Source organism: Chlorobium sp. KB01, from assembly GCF_001975465.1.
Taxonomy (GTDB): Bacteria; Bacteroidota; Chlorobiia; order Chlorobiales; family Chlorobiaceae; genus Chlorobium.
Genome location: NZ_MPJE01000067.1, coordinates 1 through 15,000 on the forward strand (window position 1 = coordinate 1; position 15,000 = coordinate 15,000).

The window sequence follows — 15,000 nt, forward strand, 5'->3', positions numbered from 1 at the left end:
CTAGCAGCCTGTCGGACTAACGATAGAGAAGCTTACAGCAAACCAGCCGTCGAACTCCCTTTTTATGTGCATTTTGGTCATAGAAAACCATTGTTGGTACATATTACGCCAAAATGCGGACAATTGGTTGCCTTGTACTCCTGATTTTGCTTTACATGCGGCCATTACTGGCATTTTTATGCGTGGCTTCGCCAAGACATGCATCCTTTTCAGATTCCAGGCAAGGCTTATCAGCGTCCATTCTGCATGGGCATTTTCCAACCCTCGGCGCTTAAATTGTCGATACCCCAGCACTGATTTGATAATTCCAAATACTGGCTCTACGGTGCTCTTGCGCTGGCCATAAATGGCTTTCCCTTCCGGGGTTTTCAATCGGTATTTCATTTTGGTAACACTGTCTGCATCTTCCGCTACGGGTGCCGGTTTATTGAATCGAACTTCGAGGCTTTGATTATGCTTGTCTCTGCCAACTGCTATAAGCGGATTGATTCCCGCCTCTTCACATGCATCCACGTTTGCTTTACTGAAATATCCGGTATCCGCTATGATTTCATTGACTTGACCGAGTTTTTCGGGCAGCTTTTCCAGTGCTTCAATTGCCGTTTCTATTTGCTGCTTATCATTGGGCTGTTGGGTCGTATGAACGGCGACAATGAGCATGGTTGCGATATCGACGCAGGCCTGAGCATTGAACGCCTGCACGAATCCGCCTCCGCTTGTCGGCATGATCCGTGATTCTTCATCGGTCAGGTTTATCTGGTCGTGCGGTTTTGGACCTGGTTCCGGTGGTTTTGGCGGTTTGCCTCCTGGTTTTTTGCCACTTTCCTTTGCTTTCTTTTCCCGTTCGGCAAGCTTGTTTTCGTAGGTTTGCTTTTCCTGATCATACCGTTCTGCTGCTCTTGCTTCAATTTTTTTCTTGGCTTCCGCTATGGTTGCAAGACGTTTTTCTCGCCGCTCAAGTTCTTCTGGAATCTTCATTCCATCAGGTATTATTGCTTGATCGGCTTGATCTGCCAGCAGCCATAATTGCTTGACTTCTTCTTTGAGTTGCGTTTCGATTTTACACGCGTACTGCCAGCTTAACGCCTGATGCTTCGAGGCATTGGCCTTGATTTTCGTACCATCAAGGCTCACGGTTTCAAGCTTCAGTATCCCCATTTCATGGGCAATGGTTAGTATCTGAACAAACAGTCCTTGTAACTCCTCAGAAAACCGTTTCCTGAACGTTGCTATGGTATCGTGATCCGGATGTTGATTGCCGGTAATGTAGCGGAATGCAACAGAATCATAGCTCGCCTGTTCAAGTTTTCTGCTTGAAAACACTCCCGTTGAATATCCGTAAAAAAGCATACTCAGCAGGATCGTCGGATCATAAGCCCTTGAGCCTTTACCGGTATAGGTTCCCCTCAGGGATGATAAGTCGAGTTGGCTCACCATATCTACCACAAATCGGGCCAGATGGTCTTTTGGCAACCACTCCTGTACTGACGGTGGAAAAAGAAACGGGGTATCACGATCTGCTATGATAAAGTCGATGTTCATAGTGTGAAATCAGGAAATGAATGCTGCGGCTCCAGCCTCTGAAATAAGTAATTATCTTACGCTAAGATAATGCTTTACAGACATTTTTCCAATGTATTACGCGGCTTTGTTAGTCCGACAGGCTGCTAGTAAACTGTAAAATGGAAAGACAATCCTTACAACCTGTCAAAGGGGCAATAAACAACCCTCCACAAATCACTGTAAAGCTACAGATATTTCCGGCAAATGTAAAGCGAGCTAAAAAGGCGGGATTATTCAGGCAATGGAGGCTTAACGCCCAAAACAGCTTCGGCTAAGAAAGAAATGTAATCACTCTCTGCCTTCCTGTTTGGGGCGCCATTGCTTTCCGGCAGTCCACCCTTCAGATGCTGAAACAACAGCGTCGAACTTTGGGATGTATGGTTTAATGTCCAATAGCGGTGTTTCGTCCAGCATATCGACACCCTCAACGATCAGAATATTGTTTTCCCTGCGTAGTAACTTTACGATAGAGAGCCCTATTCCATTAGGTCTGCATGGATGTCTTGATGCGTAGATGCCGTGCGGCTCATCATCAAGAAATGTCGGACGTACCAGCTCTATCTTTCCGGCCCGGTCAAATAGATAGAGTAGATAAATATGAGAGAATGTCTCGATATCCTTCAGACCGGCTTCAAAGTTCATGAATATCTCAACACGACCAGGCGAATCCGATGCATAAACCGTTTGCATTGGGCACTCCTTCTTTGACTCGAAGGGCGTATGTATAATTCCAATCGGCTCTATTTCCATTTTTTTTACTCGCTCCATCAGTTAGTGGTAATCAATTCGTCCCGGCAGCTTTGAACGCCAGCGCAAGATATTCAGGGATGTGCTTTGAGTGGATCTCTGCCTGCGATATGAGCTTGATTTGACGGCGGAATTTCCCGTCACCTTCAAGCACCCTGTGTGGGTCAGGGAGTGCCGCGCCATCGCTGAACTCAAGCGAAACGTGCTTTGCGAAGGAGAAAATACCGCAGAATGGTTTTCCTGCCGAAAAGAGGAGCCCGCCGTATTTAATCTCCTCGGTGATCGAGCCATCCAGAGCAAGCACAACTTCCCGCAATGCCTGCACAATCTTATAGCGCTCCTCTCCGTGAATACAGAGAGCTTCAAGAAATGCTGAGATGCGCTGAGTGCCCATGATGATGCACAAGAGTTACAGGAAAAGAGAAGTGGACTCAAGTGGACGAAGAAATGGTGGACTTAAGTGGACGCTGTGGACAGTATTGAAGAAAAATGATTGTTGAGAAAAGAGTGCCCTGGGGTTGATCCTGGTTTTTGCTCTCCCTGAACTCCTTTTGGTCCTTTTTACACAAAAAGGGGAACCGTGAAATTGTCAGAGGGCGGTGGCCCGCCCCCTTGACAATGAATCGCAGGTGAATCAGAACGACCGGATTGCCCGGACACGGTCAACGTGTGTTTTTGTGCCGGAGTACTGAACGCCGCTCAGGAAGTACTGACCCCAGGCTGCTTTTGATCCATTCTCGGTGGAGCTCCAGTAGTCGCTTCCGCCAAAACCACCGACCAGAACCCTGGCGGTAAAGAGCTGGTTCAACTGCTCCTTGTTTGGCAGGAACCAGTCGCTGAAGCCGTTCAGTTCAAGATTTTCACAACCTTTTTTGGCATCTTTCCAGGTAAAAAAACCGTCATAGTTAATACCGGCTGAGTGACCCAGGAGATCCTGCCTGGCGGCAATCAGGCCATGCTCGCCTGTTTTATCGACAAAAAAGACAATACCTCCACCTGTCGCATCACCGAGAGCTGCCGCATTCGATAGCGTTGAAAACGTAACCATACTCAGTCCACTAAGCAGTAACACGATCCAGAGACGGACGATCTGTTTTGGTGCAATGAATTTCATGATAGTTTTCATTGGGGTTAATAAAGGCGACCTTGTTATAAAAAAAGGCTCTTCAGGTTGAATGCCTTGCCTGAATCTGTTTATTAAAGATAACGGTAAAATTCATGATCATCAAATTTCACCTCTTGCCTGAAGGAGCTGATCACAGCGCCTTGCAATGCTTGAAGAGCGGGAAATCCGCACATACTTTTCAATAATCCTGCAAGTTTATGTATCTTCGCTCAAACTTTTTTCTTCAGTAACGCAAACGCATACACACACCATGGAAAGAACGCTTACCATCCTCAAGCCGGACTGTGTCCGCAAGCAGCTTATCGGTGCAGTTATCGACAAAATTGAACGCGCAGGCTTCCGGGTTGTAGCCATGAAAAAGACCAGACTCACCAAAGAGACCGCCGGAGAATTTTATGCCGTGCACCGTGAACGCCCTTTTTACGGCGAACTGGTTGAGTTCATGTCGTCAGGCCCCTGCGTACCGATGATTCTTGAGAAGGCCAATGCCGTTGCCGACTTCCGTACCGTTATCGGGGCAACCGATCCGGCCCAGGCCGATGAAGGTACGATCCGCAAGCTCTATGCCGACAGCAAGGGTGAGAACATCATCCACGGTTCCGACTCTGTCGAAAACGCCGCTATCGAGGCATCGTTCTTCTTCGCAGCTGAAGAGGTTGTCAGAAGCAACTGAGCGCATCACCCGCAAACAGCAACAAAAAAGCGACCACCGGGTCGCTTTTTTGTTGCTGTTTTTACCGCTCTGCTCTGTTGGCCAAAGCCGTTCATCACTCCCCTGCGGGCTTTTCGCCTTTAATCTCTGCAAGAAATTCGCTGAAGCTCTCGGCGTACATCTCCCACAGCGTAACAAAAAGCGCAGCGATAATGGGACCGAGAATAAATCCGAAAAGTCCGAAAAACCCGATGCCCCCAAGCGTGCTGAAAAATATCAGCAGCTCATGCATCCGTGTATCGCGCCCGATCAGAATAGGACGGATAATATTGTCAATCTGACCGACAACAATGCTGCAGAAGAGCGCAACGCCTATAGCTTGAGGATACTGTCCGGTTGCGGCAAGATAGATGACGGCAGGAACCCATACGATCGGAGGACCGAGAACCGGCACAACCGAAATAACCGACATGACAGTTCCCCAGAAAATGGCACTCTCGATTCCGGCAACATGAAGGGCAAGCCCGGCAAGAGAGCCCTGGACAACTCCCACGACGAGCGTCCCTTTGAGCGTAGCCCTCGTCACCGAAAGAAAGCGGTCAAGAAGCCTGTATTCATCGCTCTTGGTAAGGGGAAGACAGGCGAGAATCCTGTCCAGGAAAAGCTGACCGTCCTTTAAAAAAAAGAACATGGTGTAGAGAAAGATAAAGAGCAGAAACAGGTCATTGACCGCGGAGACGGTAAATGAGGAGATGGAGCTGAAAAGCAGTGACCCTGCCTGTGAAGCGAGCTCCCCTGCTTTTTTGAGGATCTCCTCACGATAGAGCGCAAGTTCATCATAAAAGGGCAGCGTACGCAGCTGCTGATCAAAAACCGCAGGCTCCTTGATCTGCTGCTGTATCAGGGGCAGCGCGATACTGCTCAGGCGGACCGCCTGTGAAGCAACAACACCAAGGAGTGCCGCGAGAGGGAGAAAAACCACAAGAAGAAGCGTGACAATGGTCATGGCCGCACTAAGGCTCTGGCTTCCTCTGAACCATCCATTGAATCGGTTGAAAAGCGGCATGGCAAGTGCAGAAAAGATGGCCGCAAGAAAAATAGCCATGAAAAAATAGCGGATCATGGCAAAAAAGAGGGCCGAAATGAACAGTAATACAAGTAGAAGTATGATCTGATTGGCTTTGATGCTGTTCATAATTATGGTTGTTTGATTTCATTTTCTCTCTCCTGACCACCCCGAACCCTAAAACCACTCGGAGCGCTCCTCCCCAAGCAACCGGATTCGAACCAGTGCAACCGCAAATATGCCGGCGGTTTCAGCCCTGAGAATAGTTCTTCCCAGCGAAATCTCACAAAAACCGGCGGTTTTGGCTTTCTCCACCTCACTGCCTGTAAATCCGCCTTCACCGCCGATCATGAAAAGCGTATTTTTCCCGGCAAACTCAACTTTCGGAGCCTCCTCCGAGGCTTCGTAGGGAATCAGCCTGAGATCATAGCCCCGCAGCGCTGAGACCTGGGCAAAGGTGAGCGGCTCACTGAGCGCGGGCAGATAGCAGCGTTTTGACTGACGTGCCGCTGAGAGCACAATGGTTTTCCACCGTTTAAGCCTCCCCTGGACCCTCTCTTTTGATGGCTGGGCGAGTGTGCGCGCCGTAATCATGGGAATGATGGACGAGACGCCGAGTTCGGTAGCCTTTTCGAGAAACCACTCGAACCGCTGCGGATTCTTGAGCATGGAGAGCGCGACCGTAACGCCGGTTTTCGGCTCACCGACAAGGCGATGGTCAAGAATTTCCGCTTCAAGCGACGATTTGCCGACCTCTGAAATCCTGGCCTCACAGCGAATTCCGTTGCCATCGGTTACAAGAATCACCGCTCCCTTCTGTTTTCTCAAAACACGCGCAAGATGATGAAACTCATCGCTGTCAATCACGATGCGCCCGGCATCAATATCGATATGCTCGCGTGATGTATAAAACAGTTCCATAGCCTCTTTACTCCTTTGCAGCCAAAGCAACTGCGGCAATTGAAATACGCTCAGCGCCTCCACTGCGGAGCGCGGCGGCGGCGGCAGCCATGGTCGCCCCTGTTGTCACCACATCATCGACAAGAAGCAGGTGGCGCACGGTGAGTGCCGGTAAAGTCTGAAATGCTCCATCTACATTCTTTTTCCGTGCCGCTGCCGAAAGTCCGGTCTGAGAGCGTGTATTGCGCACTCTCTTCAGCAGATCACGGCGAAGAGGCTTGTGCAATACCGCGGCGATCCCTTCTGCAATTTTTTCGGACTGGTTGTAGGATCGTTCGATTTTTTTCAGCGAATGAAGCGGAACCGGAACAATGCAGTCAATATCAGGGGAGTTACACCCCTCAAGCATCCACGCTCCCAACTGCCGGCCAAAACTGTTTGCGAGATTGAAGAGCCCTTCATATTTCATGGCATGAAGCGCCTGTTGCAGCGAACTCTCTTTGTGAAAGAGGTAACGGCACCATCCCTTTTCAAAATTGAAGGTTCCGCCGAACCGCGAAGCAATGGTATGACGAAGCATCGCGTCTGATGCCGATGGCGTTGAAAACGAGTCGAACTCCTCCATGCAGGAGCTGCAGCAATACTTTTCTCCGGGAACAAGTCCTTTTCTGCAGACAATGCAGACATTGGGGCAGAGAAGATGAAGCAGCTCTTCAAGCATGATCTCACCGGTTATGTTCCGCCGAAGCAGAGCGCTGCGGCACCATACACTCCTGCCTTGTTGCCAAGACGGGCTGGAACCAGCTCAAGACCCTCATGCATGGGAGGAAGCGTGGAGCGCCTGATCTGTTCCAGGGCAGGAGTAAACACAAGGTTTCCGGCAGCCGAAATACCTCCGCCGATGACAAATTTCCGGATATCCATAAGCGCCACGACACTGGCAAGCCCCACACCAAGAATTGAACCAACCCGGTTCCAGACTGCAAGGGAGAGCTCGTCTCCTTCAAGTGCAGCTTTTTCAAGATGGCGGGGCGAAAGCCTGGTATAGTCATGATTACAGAGCAGGCAGACCGAGGAGCCGGTGGGGCTCGCTTCAATCATCCGGCGTGCAAGTGCCACAATCTGCTCTTTGCCGATAAGCCCTTCAATGGTGCCCCGAATACCGGCATGAACGGCTTCCCCTTCGAAATCGATAATCATGAATCCGAGTTCGCCGGCGGTACCATTCGGGCCGCGATAGAGTTTCCGGTTCAGAATTATCCCTCCGCCAACACCGGTACCGAGTGTAACCAGCAGAAAATCCCGGAAGCTGTGGCCGGCGCCAAACACAGCCTCCCCCAATGCCGCCGCATTGGCATCATTTTCCAGAATCACCGTCATCTCAAGATTTTCCTCTCTCTTCAGGCGGCTCTGCAATTCATCCCGCAACGCAAAGATGGTCCAGCCCGGCAGATTGGGCGGATAGCTCAACACCCCTTTTTCAGCATCGACCGCACCCGGTGCGCCAAGTCCGGTACCGGCAAACCGTTCGGGATCAAGAGTCAGCAGTGCTCCCCGGTAGAGATCAGAAATAATGGATGCAAGCTGTACCACAACCCCCGCAGGACCGGATGCAGTTTCAGTTGGAATACTCCTCTCGGTGAGGATTCCACTCTCCTCCATGACGACCGCCGCCTTGATCGCCGTACCTCCAAGGTCAATACCGATTGCCCAACGGGACATAATGCAGCACCCTCAAAATTAGTTGTTGTATGGCCTGATGAATTTCCGGCCGTATTGCCCCGAGGCAAAAAAGTCAAGAATCTCTCTGATCTCCGGCTCCTGAGGCAGTTCACTCTTCACCTTTTCAAGGGCGTTACCCAGAAGAAGCCCCGACTGAAAGAGAATCCGGTATGCATTTTTAACCAGCGTTATCTTCTCCGGCGTAAAACCCCGCCGTTTCAGACCGATAGCGTTCAGACCCTCATAGCGAAAAGAGTCATGCCCGCCTGCCATCACAAAAGGGGGAACATCAAGCGAAGCTCTTGCGATACCGCCTACCATGGCGAAGCGGCCGATCCGGACAAACTGGTGAACTCCGGCAAGGCCTCCGATCACCGCATAGTCGCCAACTTCACAATGACCTCCGAACTGAACGGAGTTGGCGATAACAACGTTGTTGCCAATCACACAGTCGTGACCGGCATGCACATAGGCCATGATAAGATTATCAGAGCCGACAACGGTTTTCCCACTCGCCTTTGTCCCTCGGTTAAGTGTCACACACTCTCTGATAACCGTCCGGTCGCCGATATAGAGCCAGGTCTGCTCTCCGGCAAACTTGAGATCCTGGGGAGCGGTAGCAAGCACTGCACCGGAATGGATGCGGCAATCCCGGCCAATTCGTGCGCCGGATGCAATGTAAACGTGTGGCGCTATCGTGGTACCGTCACCGATTTCAACATCATCATCAATAACGGTGTAGGGCCCAATGGTGACCCCTTCTCCGAGAACGACATTCTGGCCGATCACGGCAGTTGCATGAACAGTGCTCTGCATAGGCTTATTGCTTCATTGTTTTAAATTTCTCCATAAGTCCCGGCTGACGAAGCTCGGTAGCAAGCCGGGAGATGATGCGATTGGCTTCATCCTCCCTTCCGAAATCGCGATATGCCCGTGCAAGCACATAAAAAAGTCGGGGATCGGACTCCAGAGATGACTGGCTGCGCAGTTTTTCAAGATATTTAATATACGAAGAGGCTTTCTGCTTTTCACCAAGACGGACATAGAGCGCAATGACCGAACCGGCAAGTTCAGGATTTAACGGGTACTGGGCGAGCGGCAGAAGCTGGGACGATTTGTCCAGAACCTCAAGGGCAAGTGCGCCCCTGCGAAGCGTGCGCAGGGAACCGTTTGCTTCATGGACGCTGATCTCTCCCGCAGGATCGGCAGCAAGCTCAAGGGCAAGCCGTACAAAGAGCGGGGTGTAGTTGCCGCAAAGCCGTCTTGCGGTCTCTTCAAGAAATACCTTCGGGTTATTAAGGTTCCTGTAGCGGTAAACCCCAACAAGATTGCGGTAGAGCAGCACCGGATCGACAAAGCTCATCGGGTCAGCGCTTTTAACCGGAACCACCCTGTAGGCAAGTCCGTCAAGACGGAGATAGTTCTCTATGCCGATCATGCTTTCAGGATCTACCGTCAGAGCAAAATAGATTGGCCGGGTGGAGAAGTTGTTCATCAGAATCTCATAGACCGCTATATCCTGGGGCCGGAGATAACCCTGACCGTCATAGGTCAGTCCGGGTTTCAGCAGCCAGGTCATGGTATCCTGTGGTTCTGCGGGCAGCGAAACCCCACGCTGAGAGGCTTCACGGACAAGCTGCTGGCGGGCCGGAAACGAAGGAAGAACAGCATCCACCGAATCAATCGGAACGTAGGTGATATCGGCAATCTCTCCATCACTCAGACTCAATGCAACCGGCTTGGCTCCTCTTGGACGGCTGTTTTTCAACTGATCGAGGTACCAGCCGGTATTGGCCAGACTGAGATTGACCACCCGCACATCGGTACGGATTCCCTCGACCTCCTGAAGGTACCAGAGAGGAAAGGTGTCATTGTCGCCATTGGTAAATAGAATAGCATCCTTTTCACAGCTCTGCAGCATATTCCAGGCCCAGTCCCATGGCACATAGTTGCCGGAGCGGTCATGCACCCGGTAGTTTGCCTGCAGCATCCGGCCGTTGATCAAAAGAAACGCTGCGGTAACCGTCAGCGAGGCGAGAATCAACTGCGTGTTTCTGCCTTTTCCTTTCAACCGCTCGCTGGCCATCTGCCAGATGCTCTCCACCCCGATGCCTATCCAGAGGGCAAAAGCAAAAAAGCTGCCGACATAACTGTAATCCCGCTCACGCGGCTGAGGTTCAGTCTGATTGAGATAGATAACAAGAGCTGCGCCGGTAAAGACAAAGAGCGCCGTAACGACAAGCCCCATCTTCCACTGACGCCTGAAGTGAGTGACTGCACCGACAAGCCCGACAAGAAATGGAAGGCCCCACAGCACCGACCAGTCAACTCCGGCTCCCTCCATATCATGCTCACGACCGATAAACTGCCAGCCGAAATAGCGGAAGTACATCTTCTGCATCTGATAGGTGAGAAAATAGTCGAGATCGCTCGAGTACTGCTCGTAAAAATACTGATGCACCGGCTCGGGTGACCACCTCCGCGGCCAGAGGGGCATATCTCCGTACTGGTCACGGTTCAGGTAGGAGAAAAAGACTGTCGGAGTCGACGGGTTATTTTCATTGATTGGCGGACCGGCCTGTGCCCGCACAAAGATCAGCGCGTAGGAGGTATAACCGATAATAATAAGAAAGAGCGACACCAGAAACGTGTTCAAAAGCGGCATCCGGTGTTTATGGCTATACCAGGTGCCATAGATGAGCAGGGCGAGAAAAAGGAAAAAACCGGGCCACGAGGTAAGCTGAAAAATTATGGGCAGCCCTTTGATAATACCGATATAGATCAGGAAAAAAAGCCCCGATGAGGCCAGGCACAGCAAAGCAAACGATTTAACCGTAACCTTATGTTTTTTGAAATAGTAGAGGAGGGCAACAGGGAAAACCGCCAGCAGACTGAGCAGGTGAACACCGATAGAGAGACCGATCATATACATGACGAGCAGCAGCCACCGTTCATTGCCCGGCCTGGGCTCTTCATCATACCAGCGGAGGATAATCCAGACAATAAGGGCAGTAAACAACGATGAGGCGGCATAGACTTCGGCTTCAACGGCATTGAACCAGAAACTGTCGGAAAAGGCAAGGGCCAGCGCTCCGATAACGGCACTGCCATAAGCCGATACCTTTTCAGCCATGCTCCAGCCAGCCGGATCGCTCTTTCGATAGAGCATAATAAGCCGGACAATGATGAGATAGGTCAGACTGACGGATGCTGCGCTTGCAAGAGTACTGATCAGGTTGACTCTGGCTCCGATATCAGTGAACAAGGGAATCATGGTAAAGAGGCGCCCGAGCAGAAGAAAAAGCGGTGATCCCGGAGGGTGCGGAATACCGAGGGTATAGGCTGTAGCGATAAACTCCCCGCAATCCCAGAACGAGAAGGTGGGAGCCATGGTGGCGAGGTATAAAATTTCCGCTGCAATAAAGAGAACTGCCGCAAGAGTACGATTAATCGTCCGGTGTGTCATAGATCTGAAACGTTGTCAATAAGCCTGTCCGAAAATAAGATCCCCGGCAATGAGATCGGCAAACAAAAAACCTTTTTCTGTCAGATAGAGCCTCTCCTCTGCAAGTCGTATCCACCCTTTCGCTTCGAATCGTGCAATGCGTTCTGAAAGGCGAAGCCCTAATTTATTGTCTTTTCTCAAAAACTCAACACATAGACCACTGTTTATTCTCAGCGCAAGAAAAACCTTTTCGGTAAAGATCTCCTCATCCGTCAGCTCCTCACGAAATGATTCCGCTGCCGCAGGATCAGCGATATAGCGGCTCAACGCTGAAACATTTGCCGTGCGGATTTCACGCCACCCTGAGCAATAAAAACTGTGTGCCGAAGGACCGAAACCGATGTATGGCTGACGCTTCCAGCTTGCCAGATTATAGCGGGAGTGATGATTACCGAGACAGAAGTTGGAAACCTCGTAATGATGGTAGCCCTCTTCACCCAGTTTCCGCCCTGCATACTCATAGAGGTCAGCCTGCACACTCTCATCCGGAACAGTAATCGATCCGTTCATCAGATTGCGGTGAAGCAGGGTCTTCGGCTCCACAGAGAGCATATAGACTGAGATATGCTGAGGCCGCAGCCGAACAGCCTGCTCCAGATCGGCTTTCCAGAGCGGCATCTGCTCACCCGGAACTCCACAGATAAGATCAACACTGACCGAATCGAACTGCTTCAGAGCCCTTTCTGTTACCTGCATCGACTCAAGGGCTGTATGGGCACGACCAAGTGCACGAAGCTTTTCATCGGTAAAGGATTGAAGGCCGATACTCAGCCTTGTTATCCCGACCGCACGCATCTCCTCCATTACCCCTGCCGCAAGATCTTCCGGATTTGCCTCAAGAGCTATTTCGATATCGGGAGAAAACGTGCAGAGGGCGGCAACCTGCTCAAGCCATCCGGCAAGGCAGTGTACCGGTACCATGGATGGCGTACCTCCCCCGAAATGAATCGCGCTGATGGTACGGCCTTGCAGCATCGGGGCACGAAAAGCCGTCTCAAGAGCGAGAGCCCTGAAAAACGCTTCCACATGTTTTGTTGCGGTTACAAGATAAAAATCACAATAACTGCACCGGCTCCGGCAGAATGGAATATGGACATAAAGTGAAAGCATGGAAGAAGAAGAGCCGTCGGGCTGTTCAGAGGGAGTTTCAGACAGGGGCAAGGATATACTCCGTAACGGCCTGATAGAGATCATCAGCTACAAATTCAGGAATGATATTTTTCTTCAAGCAGAGATCTTCCTCATTATGACCGGTACGCACAAGTACAGGCCTCAGTCCGGCCCGCTGGCCGCACTCAACATCAATGGTTTTATCTCCGACAAAAAAAGAGGCACTCCTGTCAACCACAAGTCCTTCGGCCTGATAGTCCCGTATGGCATGCTCAACCATTCCTGTTTCCGGTTTCCGGCACGCGCTGTACCGGTCGTAGAGTGGATGGGGGTAGTCCGGATGGGAGGGGCAGTAGTAGCATCGATCAAACGCTGCACTCCGCCGGGAGAGCAGCTCATTGAGGTACCGGTTCACCTCTTCAACCTGTTCAACTGTAGCAATACCCCGGGCAATACCGGCCTGGTTCGAAATAATAACGATCCTGAAACCGGCCGCCTTTGCCAGAGCAATAGCCTCATCGGCGCGCTCAATCAGAATAAGCTGCTCTTTCAGATAAACGTATGAACCGGTATCGCGATTGATGGTTCCATCCCGGTCAAGAAAAAGAACCTTTATGGTCTCCGACATCTTTATTACGGCTTTTCAAGAAGTTTGCGATACAACTCGCCATACTCTTCAGCCGAGTTTTTCCAGGCAAAATCACGGTTCATAGCTTCACTGACAATCTGCTGCCAGAACTCCCCGTTCTGATAGCACTCAATGGCCTCCTGAAGCTTCAGGGTCAGAGCATCTGCGGTATACTCATGAAAAATAAATCCGGAACCGTTGCTGCCTGAAAGTTCATCAATGGTTTCAACAATACCGCCTCCTGCATAGACAACGGGAATTGTTCCATAGTTCATGGCAAACATCTGGATCATTCCGCACGCCTCAATCATTCCGGGCATAAGCAGGATGTCGAGTCCGGCAATCGCAAGATGGAAGAAGGTGTCGGAGTACTCCGTCTGAACACTCACCTGTTCAGGATGCTCCGCCGCAAAATCCTGAAATACTTTTTCATATTTCTTGTCACCAGAACCGTAGATCACCAGCTGAATATCAAGCGCAACAAGCTGTTCAAGACTTGCCTGAAGGAGCTCGGCGCCCTGGAACTCGTCAAAATTGGCGATAACACCCACGACCGGGACACCTTCACGATAGGGTAGTCCGGCCTCTTCGAGCAGCGTTTTTTTATTGTCCAGCTTGCCCTCCATATTCTCCAGACCGAAACGTTTTTTGATCAGCTTGTCGGTCGAGGGATTCCACTGGCGGGTATCAATACCGTTGACAATTCCGTGAAAATTGTCCTGATGCTCCTCAAGAACCCGGCCGAGCCCGTAGGTCTGCACACCATCATGCACAATCTCTTCGGCATAGCGCTTCGACGTTGTGGTAAGCAGGTCAACATTTTCAACTCCGGTATAGAGCATATTCACCTCATCGTTTTTGCGATGAAGTGCACTGGAAACCTCTTCGGGGAGCTGCTTCTGGAAAACCTTGAAGGGAAGAATGCCCTGACGGTAGATATTATGAATGGTAAGAACCGTTTTTATCTCCCTGAAAAACTCATGGTCTGCATAGACCGTTTTCAAAAGGAGCGGAATAAGGCTTGCCTGCCAGTCATGACAGTGAATAATATCAGGCTTCCAGCCAAGCCGCTGGAGGGTCTCAAGCACACCGACATTGAAAAATATCACCTTTTCTGCGGTGGCTTTCAGATCATTTTCAGCAGCTATATCGGTAAAAAGACCATTGCGCTTGAAATATTTCTCATTGTAGAGAAAATAGGTCTGGATCTTGCTTGATGGCAACGCCGTAACCTTGACGTTCAGCAAGTCTGTTTTCTCCTTGAGATGTACCTCAATATCGGACAGGCGCAGAACATCGTGCAACCGGAACTTCCGGTCATTGATGGTGCCGTATTTAGGCATCATGATACGTGCCTCGAACCCTTCCTCCTCAAGAGCCTGGGGAAACGATGCCATAAAGTCAGCAAGCGCGCTGATTCTTACAAAAGGAGATACTTCACCGGAGACATAAAGAACTTTGAAATTTCGTCTGGACATCTATAGGTCAATCAATCTATTATTTTCTTCAAAAACTTTCATAGAACTACATTAGTTTTTAATTTACGAATTTTCACCGTCAGATACAATCAAGCCTCCCTCACCTCTGAACGGACAGGTTATTCATGCCGGGTAGATCACGCATCATGAAGCTCTTCATCTCTCTGCTGATGCTGCTATTGGCGGCTTGCGCATCGGACAGGCCGCCATCAGGAGGCCTTGCAGAAAGCGCCCCTCTCCAGGTTATTTTTTCCGACCCGGCACCCGAATCCGTCAATGTTGCAACAAAAAGCCTCCATCTGACATTCAGCCATGAAATTTCAGCACGTCAATTAGTCAATTCAGTGCTTTTTCACCCGGCTGTCGGCAACTACGATATTGCTGTGAATGGAAGAGAAGCGGAAATCATACTCCACACTCCTCTCGAACGTAACCGCACCTACACGCTCACGCTTGACAAAAATCTCCGGGATTACCTCGGACGGACCTTTTCTGCCCCCTAT

At 50.5% G+C, this 15,000-nt stretch carries 14 protein-coding genes and 1 pseudogene (1 of these 15 only partly in view); 2 read left to right on the forward strand and 13 right to left on the reverse strand.

From position 1 onward, the window contains the following. Nucleotides 1-180: 180 nt before the first annotated feature. From BOO20_RS07145 to BOO20_RS07160, 4 genes and pseudogenes are all read right to left on the reverse strand, one after another. A pseudogene (locus BOO20_RS07145) lies at nucleotides 181-1,542 on the reverse strand (IS1182 family transposase); the annotation flags it as partial. A 309-nt stretch (nucleotides 1,543-1,851) separates the two neighbouring features. Then, the gene (tsaA, locus tag BOO20_RS07150) at nucleotides 1,852-2,331 is read right to left on the reverse strand and encodes a tRNA (N6-threonylcarbamoyladenosine(37)-N6)-methyltransferase TrmO (protein ID WP_233120917.1); all 480 of its coding nucleotides are present in this window, start codon (nucleotides 2,329-2,331) and stop codon (nucleotides 1,852-1,854) included. 13 nt (nucleotides 2,332-2,344) lie between these two features. After that, nucleotides 2,345-2,704 carry a DUF1801 domain-containing protein gene (locus tag BOO20_RS07155; protein WP_076791675.1) on the reverse strand — a complete coding sequence of 120 codons (360 nt, stop codon included), beginning with the start codon at nucleotides 2,702-2,704 and terminating at the stop codon, nucleotides 2,345-2,347. 240 nt (nucleotides 2,705-2,944) lie between these two features. Further along, nucleotides 2,945-3,424 carry a DUF1566 domain-containing protein gene (locus tag BOO20_RS07160; protein ID WP_076791677.1) on the reverse strand — a complete coding sequence of 160 codons (480 nt, stop codon included), beginning with the start codon at nucleotides 3,422-3,424 and terminating at the stop codon, nucleotides 2,945-2,947. A gap of 262 nt (nucleotides 3,425-3,686) precedes the next feature. Between BOO20_RS07160 and BOO20_RS07165 the strand changes: the two genes are divergently transcribed. Further along, on the forward strand, nucleotides 3,687-4,109 hold the full coding sequence (locus tag BOO20_RS07165; protein WP_006366602.1) for a nucleoside-diphosphate kinase: 423 nt from the start codon (nucleotides 3,687-3,689) through the stop codon (nucleotides 4,107-4,109). A 94-nt stretch (nucleotides 4,110-4,203) separates the two neighbouring features. Here the strand turns inward: BOO20_RS07165 and BOO20_RS07170 are convergent, their stop codons facing one another. From BOO20_RS07170 to BOO20_RS07210, 9 genes are read right to left on the reverse strand one after another with little or no spacing between them, the layout of a single operon-like run. After that, nucleotides 4,204-5,283 carry an AI-2E family transporter gene (locus tag BOO20_RS07170; protein ID WP_076791678.1) on the reverse strand — a complete coding sequence of 360 codons (1,080 nt, stop codon included), beginning with the start codon at nucleotides 5,281-5,283 and terminating at the stop codon, nucleotides 4,204-4,206. 48 nt (nucleotides 5,284-5,331) lie between these two features. Then, complete coding sequence (locus BOO20_RS07175) at nucleotides 5,332-6,075, reverse strand: 16S rRNA (uracil(1498)-N(3))-methyltransferase (protein WP_076791680.1); 744 nt, start codon at nucleotides 6,073-6,075, stop codon at nucleotides 5,332-5,334. Between the two features lie 7 nt (nucleotides 6,076-6,082). Beyond that, nucleotides 6,083-6,775, reverse strand: coding sequence for a ComF family protein (locus BOO20_RS07180; RefSeq protein ID WP_076791682.1), 693 nt, complete (start codon nucleotides 6,773-6,775; stop codon nucleotides 6,083-6,085). 11 nt (nucleotides 6,776-6,786) lie between these two features. Beyond that, complete coding sequence (locus BOO20_RS07185) at nucleotides 6,787-7,776, reverse strand: ROK family protein (protein ID WP_076791683.1); 990 nt, start codon at nucleotides 7,774-7,776, stop codon at nucleotides 6,787-6,789. Nucleotides 7,777-7,794: 18 nt separating this feature from the next. Further along, entirely contained in the window at nucleotides 7,795-8,592 is a 798-nt protein-coding gene (gene lpxA / locus BOO20_RS07190; protein ID WP_076791685.1) for an acyl-ACP--UDP-N-acetylglucosamine O-acyltransferase, read from the reverse strand. A gap of 4 nt (nucleotides 8,593-8,596) precedes the next feature. Next, a complete protein-coding gene (locus BOO20_RS07195; protein ID WP_076791686.1) occupies nucleotides 8,597-11,242 on the reverse strand; it encodes a DUF2723 domain-containing protein in 2,646 nt (881 codons plus the stop codon). 15 nt (nucleotides 11,243-11,257) lie between these two features. Beyond that, the gene (hemW, locus tag BOO20_RS07200; RefSeq protein WP_076791688.1) at nucleotides 11,258-12,391 is read right to left on the reverse strand and encodes a radical SAM family heme chaperone HemW; all 1,134 of its coding nucleotides are present in this window, start codon (nucleotides 12,389-12,391) and stop codon (nucleotides 11,258-11,260) included. Between the two features lie 37 nt (nucleotides 12,392-12,428). Beyond that, the gene (locus tag BOO20_RS07205) at nucleotides 12,429-13,019 is read right to left on the reverse strand and encodes an HAD-IIIA family hydrolase (protein ID WP_076791690.1); all 591 of its coding nucleotides are present in this window, start codon (nucleotides 13,017-13,019) and stop codon (nucleotides 12,429-12,431) included. A gap of 5 nt (nucleotides 13,020-13,024) precedes the next feature. After that, nucleotides 13,025-14,497 carry a starch synthase gene (locus BOO20_RS07210; protein ID WP_076791691.1) on the reverse strand — a complete coding sequence of 491 codons (1,473 nt, stop codon included), beginning with the start codon at nucleotides 14,495-14,497 and terminating at the stop codon, nucleotides 13,025-13,027. Between the two features lie 125 nt (nucleotides 14,498-14,622). Here BOO20_RS07210 and BOO20_RS07215 point away from each other — a divergent pair, with 125 nt between their 5' ends. After that, nucleotides 14,623-15,000, forward strand: the beginning of a protein-coding gene (locus tag BOO20_RS07215) for an Ig-like domain-containing protein (protein ID WP_076791693.1). It continues 1,335 nt past the right edge of the window; 378 of the gene's 1,713 nt are visible here — the first part of the coding sequence; its start codon is at nucleotides 14,623-14,625; its stop codon lies beyond the right edge, outside the window.

Bases quoted from the DNA above. Each gene is read 5' to 3' on its own strand.
- BOO20_RS07185 (WP_076791683.1), bottom strand. From the start codon at position 7,776: ATGTCCCGTTGGGCAATCGGTATTGACCTTGGAGGTACGGCGATCAAG.
- BOO20_RS07170 (WP_076791678.1), bottom strand. From the start codon at position 5,283: ATGAACAGCATCAAAGCCAATCAGATCATACTTCTACTTGTATTACTG.
- lpxA (WP_076791685.1), bottom strand. From the start codon at position 8,592: ATGCAGAGCACTGTTCATGCAACTGCCGTGATCGGCCAGAATGTCGTT.
- BOO20_RS07205 (WP_076791690.1), bottom strand. From the start codon at position 13,019: ATGTCGGAGACCATAAAGGTTCTTTTTCTTGACCGGGATGGAACCATC.
- BOO20_RS07210 (WP_076791691.1), bottom strand. From the start codon at position 14,497: ATGTCCAGACGAAATTTCAAAGTTCTTTATGTCTCCGGTGAAGTATCT.
- tsaA (WP_233120917.1), bottom strand. From the start codon at position 2,331: ATGGAGCGAGTAAAAAAAATGGAAATAGAGCCGATTGGAATTATACAT.
- BOO20_RS07160 (WP_076791677.1), bottom strand. From the start codon at position 3,424: ATGAAATTCATTGCACCAAAACAGATCGTCCGTCTCTGGATCGTGTTA.
- BOO20_RS07195 (WP_076791686.1), bottom strand. From the start codon at position 11,242: ATGACACACCGGACGATTAATCGTACTCTTGCGGCAGTTCTCTTTATT.
- BOO20_RS07165 (WP_006366602.1), top strand. From the start codon at position 3,687: ATGGAAAGAACGCTTACCATCCTCAAGCCGGACTGTGTCCGCAAGCAG.
- BOO20_RS07155 (WP_076791675.1), bottom strand. From the start codon at position 2,704: ATGGGCACTCAGCGCATCTCAGCATTTCTTGAAGCTCTCTGTATTCAC.
- BOO20_RS07175 (WP_076791680.1), bottom strand. From the start codon at position 6,075: ATGGAACTGTTTTATACATCACGCGAGCATATCGATATTGATGCCGGG.
- BOO20_RS07180 (WP_076791682.1), bottom strand. From the start codon at position 6,775: ATGCTTGAAGAGCTGCTTCATCTTCTCTGCCCCAATGTCTGCATTGTC.
- hemW (WP_076791688.1), bottom strand. From the start codon at position 12,391: ATGCTTTCACTTTATGTCCATATTCCATTCTGCCGGAGCCGGTGCAGT.